Raw genomic sequence first — 20,538 nt, 5'->3', positions numbered from 1 at the left:
CTGCATAAACGACAACGTTCAACAATTCCTGATATACCTAATGGACAACGGGTCATGAATGACATTATTCCACGTAAATTAAAAACCGGTGGCGATCCGCGCACGCTGCCGGATTATGCCGCCCTGCGTGATGAACTGAGTAAGCTGGCCCATCCGGCGCGTCCGGATGTGAACTGGCAGTCTGTCGAAAAACGCTGTCTTTCACTGTTTGAGCAGAACGGGGTGGAGCTACAGACAGCGGCATGGTATACGCTGGCGCGGACGCAGCTGGCCGGTTTATTCGGGCTAAATGAAGGGCTGGCGATACTCGAGGCACTGATTAGCCATCAGTGGGGCGTACTCTGGCCGCAGCCCGTCCATGCCCGCATGGAAATCCTCAGCAGTCTGAGTCAGCGCCTGCAGCAACGGATGCGCTCGCTTCCGCTCAATTACAACGACCTTAGCCAGTTGTACCGGGCAGAGCAGTTACTTACGGGGCTGGGAGAGGTGCTGCAGCGCCTGGAGCTTAAGCATCTCAGTCAGCTCGATACGTTGCGTACTTTGATGCACAACAGTGCTGTCAGGCTGGAAAACCTCGATGACGTAACCGGCTCCGGGGCGGCCATTCAGTCGGGTAACGTGTTGCCTGCTACCGAAATACATGGTGTCGGGATCTCGTCAGGCGCCCACGCCGGTAGTACGCCTGACGATACGCCAGGCAACGCCATGAAGTGGGTGTACGTTGCGCAGCAACCACAGCAAGCGAACGTGGACGTGCTGACGGCACTGCCCGCGCCGGTAAAACAGTGGAAATCCTTTGTTGCCGGCATGGGTACCATGCTGGTGATCGGCTCCCTTGCCGTGTGGGGCTGGCTGTCTCTTCACCGGCCTGATCCGTTAGAAACTCAGCTTGCCGCATCTCTGACACCGTTACCTGCGACGCTCACCCCTGAACAGCTGGGTGTGTTGCGTCAGCAGTCGCCATTATCACAAACCGTGATTACACAAACCCAGCAGCAGCTTGCCCGACTGGCGAAATTACCGCCTGACTGGAATATTACTTACAGCCGAAAACTGACAGAACAGGCTTTGATGCTGTGGCCGGAACAGGCTAAGCCCCTGGTTCAACAGTGGCAGCAACAACTTCATGCTTCCGCACTACCCACAGAACAACTCAATGGCTGGTATCAGGGGATGACAACGTTACAAAAACTGAGTGACCGCCTGAACGGGCTTGATGAGCAGAAGGGCAAATACATGACGGTCAGCGAACTGAAGTCCGTTGTATTTTCCATCCGACAGTCTTTTAACCAGTCCATTCCGGCGGAAGAGCAACTGCGTGTATTGTCAGAAAACCCCGCTGGAGACCCTTTATCTGCCGCAGCGCAGTCTCAACTGGAGATGCATCTGAAACAACTGGCAGCCCGCTATGCTGAAATAAAACAGAAGGCATCAGAGTGAAAATTATCAGTGATTCAGTCTGATACCATCGTCATCGTGCCAGGCAGACCATAGGGGACTGAACCTGTCTGGCATGTTAATGGCTGAATTACGGCCTGCACCATCTACCTCACAACACACATCGGCCTGCCAGATACTGGCTCGGGGTGTATCTCCGTTTCTACGCTGAATACGGTTCTCAGCAATCCAGGGTTCATCACCTCTTCTGGCGTGCCTTGCGCCATAACCTGTCCGTTCGCCATGACGACCAGATGATCGCAGTACCGGCTGGCCTGATTAAGGTCGTGCAGCACTGCGACCACCGTTTTCCCCTGATCCCGGAGTTCGCCCATCAACCGCATCAGTTCCACCTGGTGATTGATATCGAGATAGGTGGTTGGCTCATCGAGTAGTACGACGGGTGTATTCTGGGCCAGGACCATCGCCAGAAAGGCGCGCTGGCGCTGACCGCCGGAAAGTTCGGTTAACCGACGTTCGGAAAGATGATGGATCCGGGTCTGGCTCATGGCGGCATTGACCCGCGCATTGTCTTCAGCGGAAAGACGTCCCCAGAGTGACAACCACGGGTTGCGACCGTACGAAACCAGCTCCCGGACAGTGATCCCCTCTGGCGTTAAATGGTGCTGTGGCAGCAGAGCCAGCCTGCGAGCCAGCAGGCGCGATGAAAGTGCGTTGATCGGATTATTGTCGAGAAATACGCTGCCGGACTGTGGCGTTAACAGCCGCGAAAAACAGTTTAACAGCGTCGATTTCCCACAACCGTTTGGGCCGAGCAGGGCGGTAATCTTCCCCGCTGGCAGTACGAGCGAAATGCCGTCAAGCACTGTGTTCGTACCGTACTTGACTGTCAGATTTTCAGTTCGTAATGTCATTTATCGCATTCTCACAAGCAGCCAGACAAACCACGGCGCGCCGATAATGGCGGTCAGCACGCCAGCCGGAAGTTCCAGCGGGGGATGAATAATTCGCGCCAGCAGATCGGCAACCACCAACAGCAACGCACCTGCCAGCGCCGAAACGGGCAGCAGCCAGCGGTGACGTCCACCGGTGATACTTCGCACCATATGCGGCACCACAAGACCAATAAAACTAATCGGGCCGCAGACGGCCACGCCGGTCGATGTCATGGCGACAGCCAGTAGCAAACCCCGGAATCGGGTACGCGAAACTGCCATACCGAGCGTGGTGGCGCGCGCATCGCCCAGTGCCAGAAGGTCGAGATCGCGGCAAAAAACCAGGCTCAGCGGCAGAAACAACAGCAGCAGCGGGACGGCAATCTTCACAAAGCTCCAGTCGCGGCCCCATAAGCTACCGGTCAGCCACAGCAGGGCGCTGTTCACATCCTGCGGGCGCGAGAGCATCAGCCAGTCCGTCAGGCTGGCCCAGCAGGCAGACAGCGCGACACCCGTGAGTGCCAGCTTCATCGGCTGGCTGGTGTTCGTCAGTATTCGCAGCAGGATCAGGCCCGCCATGCCACCGGCAAAGGCCAGCAGCGGCAGAACAATCACCGGCAGTGACGGTAAGAGAAGCAGTGCGCCCACAGAGGCAAGGCTGGCGGCATGGTTTACGCCGAGAATATCCGGTGACGCCAGAGGGTTACGCACTATCCCCTGTACCAGAACGCCTGCAACCGCGAGGGCTGCACCGACAAACAGCGCCAGCAGCAGTCGCGGCAGGCGGTACGCTGTTAAGACGTAATGATATTCACGCCCGGCCTGCCAGTCGGTCAACAGGGCGCGCCAGGGAACGGAGATCACCCCCATTTGCAGCGACAGCAGCGAAAATCCTGCCAGTGCGAGGGCGATGAAAATGACTAGCGTAATTTTCATCCACGCCTCCTGACCAGCCAGACAAAGCAGGGCGCACCAATCAGAGCCACCACGGCCCCAGCGGGCAATTCGCCAGGAAAGGCCAGCGCGCGGGCCAGAACATCCGCCACCAGCATTAGCGTGGCGCCCATCAGTATGCTCATCGGCAGGACCTTGCGCTGGTCGAATCCTACCCAGAAGCGAGCCAGATGCGGCATCAGCAGGCCGATAAACGCCACCGGGCCAGCCACGCTGACGCAGGTACCGACCAGAAGCAGCACCAGAATGTTGATGATCAAACGCAGCTTCGGCAGATTCACCCCCAGCGTGCGGGCGGTGCTGTCGCTGACGTTAAGCAGGTTCAGTTGATTGGCCAGCAGCAACACCACCGGTACAGCAACCGCCACCACCGGAAAAAGCTGCCAGAACTCCTGCCAGCGTGCGTGAGATACGCCCCCTGCGAGCCAGTAAAAAATGCCGTAGGCGTGATCTTCCGTCAGCAGCAGGGTGATGCGGGTCAGAGCCATACAAAAAGCCGAGAAAGCGATACCCGCGAGGATCAGTTTGTTTCTGTCCTGAGTATGGCGAAATCCGCCGCCTGCGGTCATCACCAGCAGCCAGCTTACGCCGCCACCACAGGCGGCGATAAAGGAGATGGAGTAACCCGAAACGGGCACAGGGCTGATGGCGCTGGTGAGCGCCATAGCCAGCGCCGCGCCGCTGTTAATGCCGAGCAGCGAAGGGGAGGCCATTGAATTATGCGTCAGGGTTTGCAGCAGCGTGCCCGCGAGAGCCAGGCTTGCGCCGATCAGAATGGCGACCAGGCTTCGCGGCAGACGTAGGTTTTGCACCAGCGCTTGTGGAAGCGTCGGCACGTGGCCCGGCAGCAGGGCGCGAATAGCCTCAACGCCAGAAACAGGAATGGCCGAGTAGCAAAACAGACTCAGCCAGAAAATTGCGATAAGCGCGGCAATGGGGAGCCCCCATTGCAACGCCGGATGTCTGAGAACTGTCATTTCACATCGGATAAAGGCTGGTGATGGAAGATTTTTACCGTGTCGCTGGCAATACGTTCGGCCGCAAAAATGCCGCGCATCCGCGCCCAGGCGTTACTGTCGACCGACGCCGTCTGCTGTTTTTGCGCAGCTGTTAACATCTGCCACAGCGGGTCTTGCTGCCAGCGTTTCACGATGCTCTCTTCGCGATAATGTGCGACCAGCAGCCATGCAGGATTGAGCGCCAGCAGCTGTTCCAGGCCGATGGACGGCATAGACGCACCCGCCATCGCCGCAGGTACCTTCAGCCCCAGAGAGGTCAGGACGCCCCCGGTCCAGGTCTCCTGCGTGTGCAGGTTGAACTGCTGCTCCCGGGACGTACCAAACAACACCAGCGTGCCTTTTGGTAACTGGCTGGCCCACGCTGACATCTGTTGTTTGTGTTGCGCCAGACGTGACTGCATCTGTGCCTTTTTGCCCACAATCTCGCCGATGATGGCCGCAGACTGTAGATTTTCAGCGTAGGTTTCATTGCGAGATTTCAGCAGCAGCACCGGTGCGATTTGCTGTAAGGCGCTGAAAATACCTGCATGACGGCTGCTGTCGGCAATGATCAGGTCCGGTTTCAGCGCGCTGATGGCTTCTAAACTCGGCTGCGCACGCGTGCCGACAGACTGCCAGGGTTTGAGATGTGCGCGAACTTCAGGAAGAATGCGCGTGGCATCGTTATCGTCGGCAATGCCGACCGGACTGACATCGACAGCAGCCAGCGCGTCCGCGAATGACAGCTCCAGTACCACTATCCGCTGTGGTGTTTTATCAAGCGTAAAGGTGCCATGTTCGTCCTGAACCGTGGCGGCAAAAGCGTGGCTGGTGACCAGCAGCAGAGCGGCGAAAAGTGTGCGGATAAATGTGAACATCGGTGCTCCTGAAAGCCGGGCGGCGCTGCGCTTACCCGGCCTACGAAATCGGTGTGAATTAGAACTTCAACGACCCCTGCATATACAGCGTGCGCGGCTGGCCTGCGTAGATGCCTTTGTTGTTGTCGTCATAAGAGCGGGTGAAGTACGCCTGGTCGAAGATGTTTTTCACACCGAACGCAAGGTTCAGGTCTGCCATCTGCGGACCAAAGTCATAGGCGACGCGTGCGCCCCAGAGCATGAAGCCCGGGATGCGGCCGGTGCTGCCGTCGGCACTCTCTTTAACGGTGTTGGCGTTATCCGCAAACTGGCTGGACTGGAAATCGCTGTTCAGGTTGAACGTCCAGCTACCCGGTTTATAGTCCACGCCCAATGTGCCTTTGTGTTTCGGCGAGAACGGTACCTGGTTGCCGTAGGTGTCGCCTTTCTCGCGGATCTCGGCGTTCACATACGCATAGCTTGCGTAGACCGAAACGTTGTCCAGCGTGGGTGTCAGCGTGCCGAGGTCATAGCGGGCCTGGGTTTCCAGCCCGGTATGGCGCGTTTTACCCCGTGCGGTAACGGTGTCGTTGGTCTGGTTTGAGTCGTACTGATTATTAAAGTTAATCAGGAACAACCCCATTTCTGCCGTCAGCGCGCCATCGTCGTATCGGGTTCCGAGCTCCCAGGTTCGCGCTTTTTCCGGTTCCACATTGCCGCTTTGCACAGCCTTGCCAATTTGGCTGTACTGTACGGTGCCGAACGAGCCTTCGGTGTTTGCATAAAGATTCCAGCTGTCAGTAAGGTGATAGAGCACGTTGAGCGCCGGAAGTGGGGCGTTATAGCTCACTTCCTCATGCGTGCCTTTGATGGCGTTGTTCTGGTATGACTCGATATGTTCAAAGCGCATACCCGGTGTGATCGTCCAGTTGCCTACGTCGATTTTGTCATCCAGATACCAGGCGTGCGCTTCGGTACCTGAACGGGTGTCGCGATCGTAAGGGCTGGAGTTGGACGGCAACTGCCCGCTGCTGGTGGCGGTGTAATAACGCATTTCATGCGTCGACTCGCTCACATAGCGATACCCCACGCCGACTTCGTGCGCGGAAGAGCCAAGCATAAAGCTCTGGCTGTAGCGCGGTTCAATGCCGCGTACCCAGTAGTTACGCGGTGAAAGGGTGATGCGTTTGCCCTGTTCCAGGTAGCCGCTGCGCAGGGTTTCGGTGTAGAAGCCCTGAATATTGAATTTATGCTGAGTGTCCGGCTGGAACTGATAACCGAGGCTTGCCAGCTTGCGACGCCCCCAGAAGCGATCGTAAGGGCGCGTGGACTGCCAGCGATCGGCGTTATAATCCGCGCGAGACAGGCCGCCGGGCATGTCGGCTTCGCCGTCGTAGTATTGCAGCAGGCTGTTGAAGATATGCACTTCGTTCGGCGCATATTTGCTTTTCAGCATCAGGTCGTCGATGCGCGTCGCGCTGTGCTCGCGCCAGTCGCTACCTCGGGTGCCGGAGTAAAGCAGGGCGGTACCAAAACCGTTATCCGCCGTGCCGCCCACCATCAGATTGTGCGTCTCTTTTGGGTTATTTTGTGAGGACGTTGGGCTGAGCTGGCCTTCCACGCCGGCTTCGATACCGAAGTCTTGCGGAATGGCGCGGGTGACAAAGTTCACCACGCCGCCCACGCTCTGCGGCCCGTAACGCACCGCACCACCGCCGCGAACCACATCAATGGCGTCCATATTTCCGAGCGAGACGGGCGCCAGTGAAAGCTGCGGCTGGCCGTAAGGGGCAAACGGCACGGGAATACCGTCCATCAGCACGGTTGAACGGCTGGCGAGGCGCGGGTTCAGGCCGCGAATACCAAAGTTCATCGCCAGATCGTGACTGCCGGTGCCGTTATTTTCCGGGGCAGTGACGCCAGGGATGCGGTTTAGCACATCGCGCATGGTCGTCGCGCCGGTTTTGGCGAAATCCTCACGGCGGATAACGTCACGCGCGCCAGCGTGTTCGAATACATCGTTCTCGCGCGCTTCTCCTAACCAGTCTCCCACCACGGTCAGGACATCTTCTTTCGGTGTGGGGGCGTGCTCCAGCGTCCAGCTGTTATTCCCCAGCGGTTTCACCTGCAGGCCGCTACCGTTCAGCAGATGTTGCAGGCCGGTTTCGATGTCGTAGTCACCGTGAAGACCTTCACTCTGTTTGTCGCGCGTCAGGCTGGCGTCAACCGACAGGGTAATTCCGCTTTGCGCGGCATACTGGTTAAGGGCTTTGTCGAGAGAACCCGGTGCGATATCAACCTGTGCTGCGAAGGCGGATAAAGACAGCCCGGCCAGCGGCAGCAGGCTCAGGCGAATGGCGTTAACCAAAGGTGTTGTATTGCGAAAAACGCGTAAAGGCGTCATACCTTCTCCATCATCATTTTTGTTGTGTTCATCTATGAGTCGAACGAGAAGGGGAAAAGGGACAATGGAAATGAGAATTATTTTTCTTACAATGCTGAAATATTTACCCAGTATCGCGTAACTGACTGAATTTTGACTGGAAGAGTCTGAGCGATAACATTCAGGATGGCATCGGTATTGTTCAGCGGGAAGGTCCCACTCAGGCGCAGCCCGGCCACCGCCGGATCACAGCGCAGCACGCCGTTGCGATAGCGGCTGAGCGCGGCGATCACCTCACCGAGCGGTTTATCACTAAAGCTCAGAACACCCTGCGTCCAACTGGTGCTTTCATCATCCGTTGGGGTTATCGCACCAAATTCCGACGCGCTAAACTCCAGACTCTCGCCAGCGTTTACAATGCGTTTTTCCTGCGGATGGCTTGCCAGTAAGACTTCAACAGCGTGTCGTTGAACGGCAACGCGAGTGATGTTGTCCTGCTGATAGACGGTAAATTCTGTGCCTAACGCGGTGAGCTGGCCCTGACGGGTCATCACGCGGAAAGGTCGCGACTGAGTGTCTTTTGCGGTGGTAATGGCAATTTCGCCGTACCAGAGGTGGACAGCGCGCTGATGCGCATCAAAACGAACGTCAGCTGCGCTTTGGGTGTTGAGCGTCAGCTGCGAGCCATCTTCCAGCCGCTGATGGCTCACTGCGCCTTTGGCCGTGCGGTAGTCTGCACGCAGACCTTCACCGGTTTCAGATTGCCAGATCTGCCAGCCGCCGCCCACGCCGAGCAGCAACAGCAGTCCTTTCATCACGTGACGACGGGTAAGGCGTGTATCGTGCAGCGCCCGGCTGGCGACATCGGCCGGTACGTGGCTGAGCTGGCTGCGCAGATTTTCAACCTGTTGCCAGGCCCACTGATGATCGTTGTCCTCTTCATACCATTGTTGCCAGCGCGCCTCCTGCTGTGGACTGACGCGCTCGCCGCTCAATACGGCATACCAGTGTGAGGCCGATCGCAATGCCTGGCGGCGAGAATCGGTGATAGACGCGCTCACAGGCCGTGCTCCAGACGAAACAGCAGACAATGCTCGATAGCCTTCGCCACATACTTTTTCACCGAGCTGACGGAAACACCCAGTTGCAGCGCGATCTCGCTGTATTTCAGACCATCCAGTTGCGAAAGCAGAAATGCTTCGCGTGTTTTTCCGCTTAGCCCATCAAGCATGGTGTCGATGAGTTGCAGGGTTTCGAGCTGGCTTTCGCGCTCCTCGGGAGAAGGTGCCATCCCCTCCGGCATAAGCGCCAGCATCTCCAGATACGTTTTTTCCAGCGCGTTTCGGCGGAATAAATCGACCATCACGCGTTTGGCGATAGTGCACAGGAATGAGCGAGGATCGCGGATCGTCGAGAGCGTGTCGCTGCCCATTACCCGCAGAAAAGTGTCCTGGGCAATGTCATCTGCATCAAAAGCAGACCGGAGCTTGTGCATCAGCCAGCTTTTCAGCCAGCCGTGATGTGAGCCATAAAGCGACTCGAGCGTTAATGAGGCAGTGGTAGTGGCGCGGTCAGACATGCGAAGTGTATCAAAAGTTAATTATCACGCGGCCATATTAATATGAGAATAGTTATCATTACAATTGGTAATTTCACCTTGTTGGTCTCAATCCACTGTGAGCAAGGTGCAGACGTTGATACATCTAAAAATCGTCTCACCGTTACACTTTTCTGACCCGTAACGTTCGCAGTAGCAAATCATACAAACTATCCACAGCAGAAGACCCCTGCGAAGCACGGCTTCTGAACAATGCGACCTCCATAGGTTCAAGGGGGCCCAAAAGATGTTCGCTGCCAAGAACGTGCAGGTGAGGCGGTACGCTGCACTGGGTCAGAACCGCAACAGCCAGGCCACTTTCCACTGCTGTGATCTGCCCTGACAGGCTGGAGCTGTTATACACCACCTTATATCTCCGCCCCTGTAGGGCTAATGCGTTGATAGCACTACGCTTAGCAAGGCTTGTGCTTTCATACACCGCAATGGGTAATGGGTCGCGCCTCCAGACTTCAAACTGTGGAGAACCGACCCACACCATCGGTTCATAAAATAATAACGCTCCCTGACCAGGATGTTCCCTGGAGACCAGCGCCAAATCAAGATCGCCGGCCTCAACGCGAGGAATTAATGACGTTGACTGCTCGCAACTCAGTTCGATCTCGACTGACCCAAAGTTTGGGGCAAATCTCTTCAGAGCCGGTGTCAGGTATTTTGCTGCATAGTCATCCGGGACACCCAGGCGAATACGCCCCGTTAGCTCCTTACCGTGGAATGCCGCCTGCGCTTCAGCATGAAGGTCGAGCATCCTTCGGGCATACCCCAGCAGTTTTTGTCCTTCAGGGGTGAGTTGATGCTGCCGTGGGCCGCGCAGCAAAAGCTGACACCCTAATGCAGATTCCAGCTTTTTAAGCTGCATACTGACCGCAGACTGTGAGCGATGGACCTCAGGTGCCGCAGCCGAAAGCGATCCTGCATCCACTACCGCAACAAAACATTTGAGCCAGTCCATCTGGAGGTCTTGATAATGCACCGGTGATCCTTGTATTCGATTATCAAATAGTAGCGTCAATTATTATGCGTTTTTATCGATTCAACAATACTGCCATAGTGGCCCTCATCGCTTTCACCGTTTCAACGAGCATGAGGTCACAGATGACGTATCACGAGCCCGAATTATCTCAACTTAGTCATTCACTGGTATGGGCGGGTTTTCGGCAACTTATCCCGGTTTCTCTGTTTGTCGCTATTTTTGGTGCTGCCTTTGGCCTGGCCGCATCACAGAAAGGGATTGACCAGATGTCGGCGACAATGATGAGTGTGCTGGTTTTTGCCGGTTATGCGCAGTTTGCCGCGTTAGAACTTTGGACGTCCCACGTGCCCGTCGTCACGCTCATCGCCACCGTTTTTGCCATTAATGCCCGACATTTGTTAATGGGGGCCACCTTATACCCGTGGTTGCGATCGTTAACTCCTGCGAAACGCTACGGGATCATGATGGTCGTCTCCGATGCTAACTGGGCTATGTCCATTCAGGCATTCAGCCGGGGAAGAGCGGGGCTGGGATTACTCTTTGGCGGCGGTCTTGCGTTATGGCTTTTTTGGGGACTAGGAACCATCGCAGGACTTTATCTCGGGAGTGCTATACAGGATCCCAAAAGCTTTGGTCTGGATATGGTCATGGGGTGTTTTCTCCTTTCTATGGTGTTCGAAGGGGAAAGAAACCTGAGGATGTTTATTATCTGGGCCGTAGCGGCCGGTGCTTCGCTGATAGCGTTTAAATGGTTACCAGAAAATAGTCATGTGATCGCCGGGGCCCTCGCCGGAGGTATTACTGGAATTATCATGAGAGAGAAAAAATGAGTATTGAGACGGTAGGTGCGGGACCACTGATTATTATTTTAGTGATGGCGCTGGTGACACTCGCTACCCGGTGGGGCGGCGTCTGGATTATGTCTTTTGTTCCTTTTAATCACCGCATAAAAGCCTTTATTCAGGGTATGTCAGGCTCGGTTCTTGTGGCGATATTAGCCCCCGTTGCCCTCACAGGCGACAAAGGCGCGCAGTTGGCATTATTGACCACAGCAGTCGTGATGTTAGTTTTTAAAAGACCTTTGATTGCTATCACCGCCGGGATTGTCGTTTCAGCCATGGTCAGATCGTTTTAACCGTTTGCCAAAAAGGGCGGCGGGCTGACACCAAAAATCAACCTGGCACGAAGCAGACATGAAATGATTGACACGTTCTCTGCAATAATGGTTGTATAGTACAACTATTATTGCAGAGTAATACAGATGATTTCTGAACTGAAGAACATACAAACGATACGTGCGGCATCGCGCTTAATGGTGCGAGAGCTGGGGTTTATGAACCAAAATCTGGCGACAACGGATTATCCGCCCTCAGCCGTTCACTCCATGCTGGAAGTTGACGCGCATGGGTCAATGACTGCCGCGCAATTGGTTCAGATTCTGGGGCTAGAGAAATCCAGCGTCAGCCGGATGCTTGCTAAACTTGTCAAAGCCGGAGAACTCGAAGAAACCCCATCCGCCGAAGATGCGAGGACGAAGCTGCTAAGCCTCACACGGAAGGGCAGAGAGACCGTGCGGAACATTAATACTTATGCTGACGAACGGGTCGCAGCAGCACTCGGGAAACTGGATCCCTTTACCCAGGACACTGTATCACAAGGCCTTTCTTCTTATGCCAGCGCGTTGAAAGCCAGCCGCGAAAACGGCGAAGGCAAAGTGCGAAACAGCGTCAACATCGTCACGGGATATCATCCCGGTATGATTGGCCGAATTACTGAAATGCATGGCAGCTATTACGCCCGAGAGCATAACTTCGGTTCATTTTTTGAAAGGAAGGTTGCCGCAGGTCTTGTTGATTTTTCTGACCGCCTGGATAAGCCCTGTAATCAGATCTGGCTGGCAATGGTGAACGATCGCGTCGTCGGCTCCGTTGCGATTGACGGGGAAGACCTGGGAAATAATGAGGCACATCTGCGCTGGTTTATCCTTGACGATGGATGTCGCGGCAGCGGGGTGGGCAGAAAACTCATTGCCGAGGCGATGAAATTTTGTGATGAGCAAAAGTTCTCGTCAGTTCAGTTATGGACGTTTAATAAGCTTAAGGCGGCAAGGCGGTTGTACGAATCATTTGGATTTGAATTGTCGAAAGAATGGGAAGGCGATCAGTGGGGCAGTACCATTACTGAGCAACAGTTCACCCGAAAAGCCCGTTAAACAGCCCTCACCGGTCAGGTATCAAGATGGCCCTGGAGAAAATCATGAGAAAACTCGTGTCGTTTGTACATGTGTCGCTGGATGGTTTTGTCGCTTCTACCGCCGAGGGCCCGGCGGGCCTGGACTGGATAAGCATCAGCCCTGATTTGTTTGAATACGTGGAGCAGCGAATTCAGCAGACCGACACCGCCTTATATGGGCGCAACACCTACCAGATGATGGAATCGTACTGGCCAACGGCTGCCGATAAGCCTGACGCCAGCCCGCATGACCATGCGCATTCGCGTTGGTATAAATCAGCCTTCAAAGTGGTGTTGTCGAAAACGCTGTTGCAAAAAGATCACCCTAATGCGCACATTATCAGTGGCAATTTAAGCGACGAAATCAGCAAGCTTAAGCATAACGCGGGCAGCGAAATCTTAATATTTGGCAGTCCCTCTGCGACTCACTCGCTGATGGCGGCAAATCTTATCGATGAGTACTGGCTGTTCGTCAATCCGGTGCTGCTGGGGCAAGGTATTCCCTTGTTCAAAAACGTAAAAGACAGAACCTCACTCATGCTGGTGAAGAGTAACGTGTTTCCGTCGGGCGTAGTGTGCTTGCAATACGAAGTGAAACGAAATCAATAATGCAGGGTTCTAACGCTGCCATCCCTCTCTTCAGACAGCAAAAAAGCCGTAAGCAGCTGTCTGCTTACGGCCCAGGGCAGGGGATGATTTTTCAGACAATCAGGCCGCTTTTACGGCTTTGATTTTTTTCGTGTCAGCCGCATCGGATTCTGTTTTATCCGCTGCAGCTGGAGCATTGAGATCGGGAAGCTTGCTGGTACGCAGGATATGCTGCACGGTCTCTTTGTGCTCGGCGAGATACAGGCCAAGATTTTCAGCCTGCGTTTCATCCATCTGCATTCCGCTTTGCAGCAGCCAGTCGGTGAACGCGTCTGCCATATCGAGCAGTTTGTCGTAAGCGTCAGCCTCTTTCTTACTGGCAAATGTCATTTTCTCTTCACCTTTTCTTACGACAACGAATTTTGTTTCAACAGCCATTATGCGCACCTCACACTGTAATTATAAACAGTATAACAATCCCAGGGTTATGTTGCAGCTAAAAAATCCATTCACTCCCGGCGAGCAGGGATCACATTCGAAAACCGCGCACTGATCGCATCACGTTCATAGCCCTGCGGTTGTGTCAGTATCTGGTATAAATCAGGGCGGCGACCATGGATCCAGCGGCGTCCGGTGCACATTGCGAGCAGGCTTAAATCCAGTTCAGCGCTCACCATAGCATCTTCCGCTGCCCAGGTTTCATCGATGATCCTTCCATAAGGATCGAGGATCATGGCATTCCCTGTGCGCACTTCGTCATCATCTGCACCGACACCGTTGCTGAAAAGAAGAAATAATCCGTTGTCATGGGCACGGGCAGGCAGCCAGCGCATGAGCCATTCCCGACCGCTTGCCCCTTTAAATGCAGCTGTAATTTCTTCCTTGCGCGTTTCCCGTTCTTCCCAGAGTGCCAGCGGAATACGCTTCATCGCGTGAGGGCTGCGGGAATCGGTACCGCCTGTTTGATGCGGCGCGAGAAGAATATCTGCCCCCAGCAACGCCGTAGCACGCACATTTTCGACCAGATTATTGTCCCAGCAAATCAGGATACCGACTTTCACTCCCCAGGGGGTATCAAAAACGGTAAAGCTGTCCCCGCTGCTGATGGCCGGATGTTCAAAAGCATGGAGTTTACGATGCGTATGCATTGAGCCGTCCGGCATACAGGCAACATAGGCATTATAAAGGCGGCCATCGTCGGCTCTTTCAATAAGACCGGCGCCAATCAGCATTTGATGTTTTATCGCCAGAGCGCGAATTAACGTCAGGGAAGGGCTATCAGCAATCGGCTCTGCCAGAGCAGATACTTCAGTTTCGGTGAGTTTGGGTACGTGCCAATACCCGGTGATACACATTTCAGGGAACGTGAGGATTTTCACCTGCTCAAGCGCCGCCTGTTGAATAAATTTCTCCATTATCAGCAGGTTGTGTTTTTTGTTATTGGCCTGGTGCTGAAATTGTACGGTTGCCGCCTTTAAGGATTGAGATTCGTTCATGATGTGTCTCCAGTTGTCATCGAAACTGAATTACATAACGATAACCAATAACTGTATAATCAAATGATTTCTGATTTCGATAACCATCTGGAATGTAAAATTGAACATCCGTTTGCTCAAAGCCTTTTTGGTACTGGCTGAAAAAGGAAATTATGCTGATGCGGCGCGGGCGTTGTTTATCTCGCAACCGGCACTGACCAAACAGATTAATCTCCTCGAATCACAGGTGAATATGTCTCTTTTTTCACGTGGTCGTCACGGCGCAATACTGACGGCCTCTGGCAGGCGTTTGCTGCCAGAGGCTGAAAAAGTGGTCAGGCAAACCCAGTCATTCATGCAACATGCTGAGTGGGTATCAAAAGGAATGGAGGGGCATATCGCCGTTGGGTTCGGTCTCTCAAGCTTTTATCTGGCACCACGCTGTATTGCTGACTTTCGCCGGGACTATCCTGGCGTAGAGATGTCATTGACGGATCTTCCCTCATTCCAGCAGTACGAGCTTTTGCAAAATGATGAGCTTCAGGTCGGCTTTGTCAGGGTTCCAGCCCCTGTGGCGCTTGAATACTTGCCGTTATTTACCGATCGGCTGGTACTGGTGGCGCCCGCAACGTCTGCGAAAATGTCTGCTGCACAGTGGCTAGCAAAACGTTCCTTGTTACGCCTTTATGATGAGCGAGGACGGGGTTTAAATACGCAGATCGACCGTTATCTGCACGACAACGATCTTTTCATCTCATCAACTCAACTGACTGACGATATCCAGACTATCGTCGCGATGGTGATTGCGGGTATCGGTGTTGCCATTCTGCCCACCAGCGTTACACATATCGCGCCGCCGGAACTGGTGATTATCCCGTTAACGGGGGAGTCGATAAGCTGGAAGGTGGGCATCGCGTGGGACACAAGCAAGGAGGATGTCATCCGTGACAATTTTATTGCCAGCATACGAAAGAGCATTTCCGTCGATTGCGGGTGATGATTCCTGAGTAAGTTACCCGGCACACCCTGGATTACTGGCGTAGTTGCTGCGCTTGTGGGCCACCCATACTGCGCCGCCATGCCCCAGGTGCCTGACCATACTGACGCTTAAAGCTGCGGTTGAAGGACTGTTGGGAGTCAAAGCCCAGTGCGATCGCCACGTTCAGAATGGGTTCATCGCTGCGGGTTAAGCGCTCAACCGATTTTTGCAGCTTTTGCGCGCGAATATACCCGGCGAGAGGATAGCCTGTATGTTCCTTGAACAGGCGCTGGAGGTGCCATTTCGAGTAGCCGGATCGCCTGGCGACGGACTCAATGTCCAGACGGCTATCCAGGTTGTTGTCGATCCAGTCAAGTAAATCATGCATAAATGCGCCAGTGTTCATCTGGTTACCCCACGCAGTATATCTAAAAGTATCTTTGTTTGTTGCATTTAAAGGTGGCGTGTTTTTGCGTTAATTGCAAGTTTTATTGTTGCATTTAATTCCTTGCCCGAAACGGGTCTTTTCACATCGATACAAATAGCACATAAAGTGCAACAATTATTCTTGCACTTAATTAAGCGCCTTCCTACAATCGCCGCGAATAGTGTATTCGCAACTGTTACAGTTTTGTGGCGATGAACGGCACAAATGGCCTTAAGCCAGCTACCGGACAAAGGAAGTGGCGCGGCGTCTCCCGCAGCGTCTTGCCCGGCGGCTACCAATACCGGAATAAAAATAATGAGCCTGCAAAAAACCTGGGGTAACGTTTATCCGAGCGCGCTGGGGGCGATAGTGCTCTCCCTGCTGCTCGTCGGATGTGATAACAGCGTCGCGCAAAACGCCGCGCCACCTGCGCCCGCTGTCAGCGCCGCTGACGTGGTCGTGAAATCTATTAGCCAGTGGGATAGTTTTAATGGCCGGATTGAAGCGGTGGAAAGCGTTCAGCTGCGTCCGCGCGTTTCCGGTTATATCGATAAAGTGAATTATGCCGACGGCCAGGAAGTGAAAAAGGGCGAGGTGCTGTTCACCATTGATGACCGAACCTATCGTGCGGCGCTGGAACAGGCACAGGCGAACCTGGCGAGAGCCAAAACCCAGGCCAGCCTGGCGCAAAGTGAGGCAAACCGTACCGATAAACTGGTCAATACCAACGTGGTTTCCCGTGAAGAGTGGGAGCAGCGTCGTTCGGCCGCCACTCAGGCGCAGGCCGATATTCGCGCCGCACAGGCGGCGGTTGATGCCGCACAGCTCAACCTGGATTTCACCAAAGTCACCGCACCTATCGACGGCCGCGCCAGCCGTGCGCTGATCACCAGCGGCAACCTGGTCACTGCGGGCGACACTGCCAGCGTGCTGACCACGCTGGTCTCGCAGAAAACGGTTTACGTTTACTTTGACGTGGATGAGTCGACCTACCTTCACTATCAAAATCTGGCCCGCAGCGGGCAAGGGGCGTCCAGTAATCACATGGCGCTTCCGGTTGAGATTGGCCTGACGGGCGAAGAGGGCTATCCCCATCAGGGCAAAGTGGACTTCCTTGATAATCAGCTCACGCCAAGTACCGGCACGATCCGTATGCGCGCACTGCTGGATAACGCGCAGCGGCAGTTCACGCCGGGTCTGTTTGCCCGCGTACGCCTGCCGGGCAGCGCGGAATTCAAAGCCACGCTTATCGACGACAAAGCCGTGCTGACCGATCAGGATCGTAAATACGTGTATATCGTGGATAAAGAGGGGAAAGCGCAGCGCCGCGACATTACGCCAGGGCGTCTGGCCGACGGTTTACGCATCGTGCGGCTGGGGCTAAATCCTGGCGATAAAGTCATCGTCGAGGGGTTGCAAAAAGTGTTTATGCCGGGGATGCCGGTTAACGCGAAAACCGTTGCCATGACTGCCAACGCCGCCCTTAACTGATCCCTTACCTGAGAATCCAACCCATGGACTTTTCCCGTTTTTTCATCGACAGGCCGATTTTTGCCGCCGTACTGTCGATCCTGATTTTTATCACAGGATTGATCGCCATCCCGCTGTTGCCGGTGAGCGAATATCCTGACGTCGTGCCGCCAAGCGTGCAGGTACGCGCGGAGTACCCGGGCGCCAACCCGAAAGTGATTGCCGAGACCGTGGCGACGCCACTGGAAGAGGCGATCAACGGCGTTGAAAACATGATGTACATGAAATCCGTTGCGGGCTCGGACGGCGTGCTGGTGACCACCGTAACCTTCCGTCCAGGAACCGACCCGGATCAGGCGCAGGTTCAGGTGCAAAACCGGGTCGCGCAAGCTGAAGCGCGCCTGCCGGAGGATGTGCGACGTCTGGGCATTACCACCCAGAAACAGTCGCCGACGCTGACGCTGGTGGTGCATCTGTTTTCGCCCAACGGGAAATACGACTCCCTGTATATGCGTAACTACGCCACGCTGAAAGTGAAGGATGAGCTGGCGCGTCTGCCCGGTGTCGGTCAGATCCAGATTTTCGGCTCGGGTGAATACGCGATGCGCATCTGGCTGGATCCCAACAAGGTGGCGTCACGCGGGTTAACCGCCTCGGATGTGGTCACGGCGATGCAGGAGCAGAACGTGCAGGTTTCTGCCGGGCAGCTTGGTGCTGAGCCACTGCCGAAAGAGAGCGATTTCCTGATTTCTATTAACGCCCAGGGCCGCCTGCATACCGAAGAGGAGTTCGGCAATATTGTGCTGAAAACGGCGCAGGACGGCTCAGTCGTCCGCCTGCGCGACGTGGCACGTATCGAAATGGGCTCCGGCAGCTATGCGCTGCGTTCCCAGCTGAACAATAAAGACGCGGTTGGGATTGGTATCTTCCAGTCTCCGGGGGCGAACGCCATCGATTTGTCTAACGCGGTGCGCGGCAAAATGGATGAACTGTCCACGCGCTTCCCGGCAGACATGAAGTGGGCCGCACCTTACGATCCGACGGTGTTTGTGCGCGACTCCATCCGTGCGGTCGTGCAAACGCTGCTGGAAGCGGTGGTGCTGGTCGTGCTGGTGGTGATTCTGTTCCTGCAAACCTGGCGCGCGTCAATCATTCCGCTGATCGCGGTGCCGGTATCCGTGGTGGGGACTTTCAGTATTCTCTACCTGCTGGGCTTTTCACTGAATACCCTGAGCCTGTTCGGGCTGGTTCTCGCCATTGGTATCGTGGTGGATGATGCCATCGTGGTGGTGGAGAACGTCGAGCGAAATATCGAAGAGGGTCTTGCACCGCTTGCGGCGGCGCATCAGGCGATGCGAGAAGTGTCCGGGCCGATCATCGCGATTGCGCTGGTGCTGTGCGCGGTGTTTGTGCCGATGGCGTTTCTTTCCGGCGTTACCGGTCAATTCTACAAGCAGTTTGCGGTGACGATTGCGATTTCAACGGTGATCTCCGCCATTAACTCGCTGACGCTCTCTCCGGCGCTGGCGGCACTGCTGCTAAAACCACACGGCGCGCCGAAAGATTTTCCGACCCGGCTTATCGACCGTCTGTTCGGCTGGATCTTCCGTCCGTTTAACCGCTTTTTCCATCGTAGCTCGAACGGCTATCAGGGGCTGGTGGGTAAAACGCTCGGGCGACGCGGCGCGGTGTTTGCAGTTTATCTGCTGCTGCTTTGCGCGGCAGGCGTGATGTTTAAAGCGGTACCCGGCGGGTTTATTCCAACGCAGGATAAGCTGTATCTGATTGGCGGCGTGAAAATGCCGGAAGGTTCATCTCTGGCGCGCACCGATGCGGTGATCCGCAAAATGAGCGAAATCGGGATGAACACCGAAGGCGTGGACTATGCGGTCGCGTTTCCGGGGCTGAATGCGTTGCAGTTCACCAACACGCCGAACACCGGGACAGTCTTCTTTGGCCTGAAACCGTTCGATCAGCGTAAACATACTGCGGCGGAAATTAATGCTGAGATCAACGCCAAGATTGCGCAAATTCAGGAGGGCTTTGGCTTCTCCATCCTGCCACCGCCGATTTTAGGGCTGGGTCAGGGGTCGGGTTATTCCCTGTACATTCAGGATCGCGCGGGTCTGGGCTATGGCGCGTTGCAAAACGCGGTGAACACCATGTCCGGTGCGATTATGCAGACGCCGGGGATGCATTTCCCGATCTCAACCTATCAGGCTAACGTTCCTCAGCTGGACGTACAGGTCGATCGTGATAAGGCGAAAGCGCAGGGCGTATCGCTGACCGATCTCTTCGGTACGCTGCAAACCTATCTGGGCTCGTCGTACGTGAATGATTTCAACCAGTTCGGGCGCACCTGGCGCGTGATGGCCCAGGCAGACGGGCCGTTCCGCGACAGCGTGGAAGATATTGCGAATTTACGCACCCGTAATAACCAGGGCGAAATGGTGCCGATTGGCAGCATGGTGAAAATCACGACCACCTACGGGCCGGATCCGGTTATCCGCTACAATGGCTACCCGGCAGCGGATCTGATTGGCGATGCCGACCCGCGCGTGCTCTCGTCCGCGCAGGCGATGACGCAGCTGGATGCGATGTCTAAGCAAATCCTGCCAAACGGGATGAATATTGAATGGACGGACCTGAGCTTCCAGCAGGCCACGCAGGGTAATACGGCGCTGATCGTCTTCCCGGTCGCGGTGCTGCTGGCGTTCCTGGTGCTGGCGGCGCTGTATGAGAGCTGGACGCTGCCGCTGGCGGTGATCCTGATCGTTCCGATGACCATGCTGTCCGCGCTGTTTGGCGTCTGGCTGACCGGCGGCGATAACAACGTGTTCGTGCAGGTGGGGCTGGTGGTGCTGATGGGGCTGGCGTGTAAAAACGCGATCCTTATCGTGGAGTTTGCCCGCGAGCTGGAAATTCAGGGCAAAGGCATTATGGAAGCCGCGCTGGAGGCCTGCCGCCTGCGATTACGTCCGATTGTGATGACCTCCATCGCCTTTATTGCCGGGACCATTCCACTGATCCTCGGCCACGGCGCGGGGGCGGAAGTGCGCGGCGTTACCGGGATCACCGTATTCTCCGGGATGCTGGGCGTGACGCTGTTTGGTCTGTTCCTGACGCCGGTGTTCTACGTGACGCTGCGTAAATTCGTGACGCGCGGCAAAGTGGAAAGGGAAGTTCTGCCTGCGTAGGAACGTTGCAGATAATAAAAAACCGCCTTCACAATGAAGGCGGTTTTTTTTCGTAAC

At 55.2% G+C, this 20,538-nt stretch carries 19 protein-coding genes; 8 read left to right on the top strand and 11 right to left on the bottom strand.

The window, feature by feature from the left end; genetic code table 11:
* The first annotated feature begins 54 nt into the window (after nt 1–54).
* Nucleotides 55–1,440, top strand: coding sequence for a VasL domain-containing protein (locus F3J30_RS06805; RefSeq protein WP_166716752.1), 1,386 nt, complete (start codon nt 55–57; stop codon nt 1,438–1,440).
* Between the two features lie 104 nt (nt 1,441–1,544).
* Here the strand turns inward: F3J30_RS06805 and fecE are convergent, their stop codons facing one another.
* From fecE to F3J30_RS06765, 8 genes are all read right to left on the bottom strand, one after another.
* Nucleotides 1,545–2,312 (bottom strand): Fe(3+) dicitrate ABC transporter ATP-binding protein FecE, encoded by a 768-nt coding sequence (gene fecE, locus F3J30_RS06800; RefSeq protein ID WP_166716751.1) that lies wholly within the window; start codon nt 2,310–2,312, stop codon nt 1,545–1,547.
* Nucleotides 2,313–3,269, bottom strand: coding sequence for a Fe(3+) dicitrate ABC transporter permease subunit FecD (gene fecD, locus F3J30_RS06795; protein ID WP_166716750.1), 957 nt, complete (start codon nt 3,267–3,269; stop codon nt 2,313–2,315). It abuts the gene before it with no gap.
* Complete coding sequence (gene fecC, locus F3J30_RS06790; RefSeq protein WP_166716749.1) at nt 3,266–4,264, bottom strand: iron-dicitrate ABC transporter permease FecC; 999 nt, start codon at nt 4,262–4,264, stop codon at nt 3,266–3,268. The genes fecD and fecC overlap by 4 nt, the downstream gene beginning before the upstream one ends.
* Nucleotides 4,261–5,163: a Fe(3+) dicitrate ABC transporter substrate-binding protein FecB gene (locus F3J30_RS06785; RefSeq protein ID WP_166716748.1), complete on the bottom strand. Its 903-nt coding sequence runs from the start codon at nt 5,161–5,163 to the stop codon at nt 4,261–4,263. Before F3J30_RS06785 ends, fecC begins: the two co-directional genes overlap by 4 nt.
* 58 nt (nt 5,164–5,221) lie before the next feature.
* Nucleotides 5,222–7,546: a TonB-dependent Fe(3+) dicitrate receptor FecA gene (gene fecA / locus F3J30_RS06780; RefSeq protein ID WP_166716747.1), complete on the bottom strand. Its 2,325-nt coding sequence runs from the start codon at nt 7,544–7,546 to the stop codon at nt 5,222–5,224.
* Between the two features lie 86 nt (nt 7,547–7,632).
* Nucleotides 7,633–8,586 carry a ferric citrate uptake sigma factor regulator FecR gene (gene fecR / locus F3J30_RS06775; RefSeq protein WP_166716746.1) on the bottom strand — a complete coding sequence of 318 codons (954 nt, stop codon included), beginning with the start codon at nt 8,584–8,586 and terminating at the stop codon, nt 7,633–7,635.
* Nucleotides 8,583–9,104, bottom strand: coding sequence for a ferric citrate uptake sigma factor FecI (gene fecI, locus F3J30_RS06770; protein ID WP_166716745.1), 522 nt, complete (start codon nt 9,102–9,104; stop codon nt 8,583–8,585). The genes fecR and fecI overlap by 4 nt, the downstream gene beginning before the upstream one ends.
* A gap of 142 nt (nt 9,105–9,246) precedes the next feature.
* On the bottom strand, nt 9,247–10,113 hold the full coding sequence (locus F3J30_RS06765; protein ID WP_166716744.1) for a LysR family transcriptional regulator: 867 nt from the start codon (nt 10,111–10,113) through the stop codon (nt 9,247–9,249).
* A 122-nt stretch (nt 10,114–10,235) separates the two neighbouring features.
* Here F3J30_RS06765 and F3J30_RS06760 point away from each other — a divergent pair, with 122 nt between their 5' ends.
* From F3J30_RS06760 to F3J30_RS06745, 4 genes are all read left to right on the top strand, one after another.
* Complete coding sequence (locus tag F3J30_RS06760; protein ID WP_166716743.1) at nt 10,236–10,943, top strand: AzlC family ABC transporter permease; 708 nt, start codon at nt 10,236–10,238, stop codon at nt 10,941–10,943.
* On the top strand, nt 10,940–11,248 hold the full coding sequence (locus F3J30_RS06755; RefSeq protein WP_166716742.1) for an AzlD domain-containing protein: 309 nt from the start codon (nt 10,940–10,942) through the stop codon (nt 11,246–11,248). The genes F3J30_RS06760 and F3J30_RS06755 overlap by 4 nt, the downstream gene beginning before the upstream one ends.
* 126 nt (nt 11,249–11,374) lie before the next feature.
* A complete protein-coding gene (locus F3J30_RS06750) occupies nt 11,375–12,325 on the top strand; it encodes a bifunctional helix-turn-helix transcriptional regulator/GNAT family N-acetyltransferase (RefSeq protein WP_166716741.1) in 951 nt (316 codons plus the stop codon).
* 44 nt (nt 12,326–12,369) lie between these two features.
* On the top strand, nt 12,370–12,954 hold the full coding sequence (locus F3J30_RS06745) for a dihydrofolate reductase family protein (RefSeq protein ID WP_166716740.1): 585 nt from the start codon (nt 12,370–12,372) through the stop codon (nt 12,952–12,954).
* Nucleotides 12,955–13,053: 99 nt separating this feature from the next.
* Here the strand turns inward: F3J30_RS06745 and F3J30_RS06740 are convergent, their stop codons facing one another.
* Together F3J30_RS06740 and F3J30_RS06735 are read right to left on the bottom strand one after the other, a co-directional pair.
* Nucleotides 13,054–13,371, bottom strand: a complete 318-nt coding sequence (locus F3J30_RS06740; protein WP_166716739.1) for a YebG family protein — start codon at nt 13,369–13,371, stop codon at nt 13,054–13,056.
* 71 nt (nt 13,372–13,442) lie between these two features.
* Nucleotides 13,443–14,429, bottom strand: a complete 987-nt coding sequence (locus F3J30_RS06735) for a nitrilase family protein (RefSeq protein WP_166716738.1) — start codon at nt 14,427–14,429, stop codon at nt 13,443–13,445.
* A gap of 100 nt (nt 14,430–14,529) precedes the next feature.
* Here F3J30_RS06735 and F3J30_RS06730 point away from each other — a divergent pair, with 100 nt between their 5' ends.
* Nucleotides 14,530–15,405 (top strand): LysR family transcriptional regulator, encoded by an 876-nt coding sequence (locus F3J30_RS06730; protein ID WP_166716737.1) that lies wholly within the window; start codon nt 14,530–14,532, stop codon nt 15,403–15,405.
* 34 nt (nt 15,406–15,439) lie between these two features.
* Here the strand turns inward: F3J30_RS06730 and F3J30_RS06725 are convergent, their stop codons facing one another.
* Entirely contained in the window at nt 15,440–15,793 is a 354-nt protein-coding gene (locus tag F3J30_RS06725; protein ID WP_166716736.1) for a helix-turn-helix domain-containing protein, read from the bottom strand.
* A gap of 336 nt (nt 15,794–16,129) precedes the next feature.
* Here F3J30_RS06725 and F3J30_RS06720 point away from each other — a divergent pair, with 336 nt between their 5' ends.
* On the top strand, nt 16,130–17,305 hold the full coding sequence (locus F3J30_RS06720) for an efflux RND transporter periplasmic adaptor subunit (RefSeq protein WP_166716735.1): 1,176 nt from the start codon (nt 16,130–16,132) through the stop codon (nt 17,303–17,305).
* A 23-nt stretch (nt 17,306–17,328) separates the two neighbouring features.
* Nucleotides 17,329–20,481, top strand: coding sequence for a multidrug efflux RND transporter permease subunit OqxB (gene oqxB, locus F3J30_RS06715; protein ID WP_166716734.1), 3,153 nt, complete (start codon nt 17,329–17,331; stop codon nt 20,479–20,481).
* The last annotated feature ends 57 nt before the right edge of the window (nt 20,482–20,538 follow it).

The sequence above is a fragment of the Enterobacter sp. Tr-810 genome (genome assembly GCF_011752765.1).
GTDB classification, from domain to species: domain Bacteria; phylum Pseudomonadota; class Gammaproteobacteria; order Enterobacterales; family Enterobacteriaceae; genus Enterobacter; species Enterobacter soli.
This window is presented reverse-complemented; position numbering and strand designations above follow the sequence as displayed.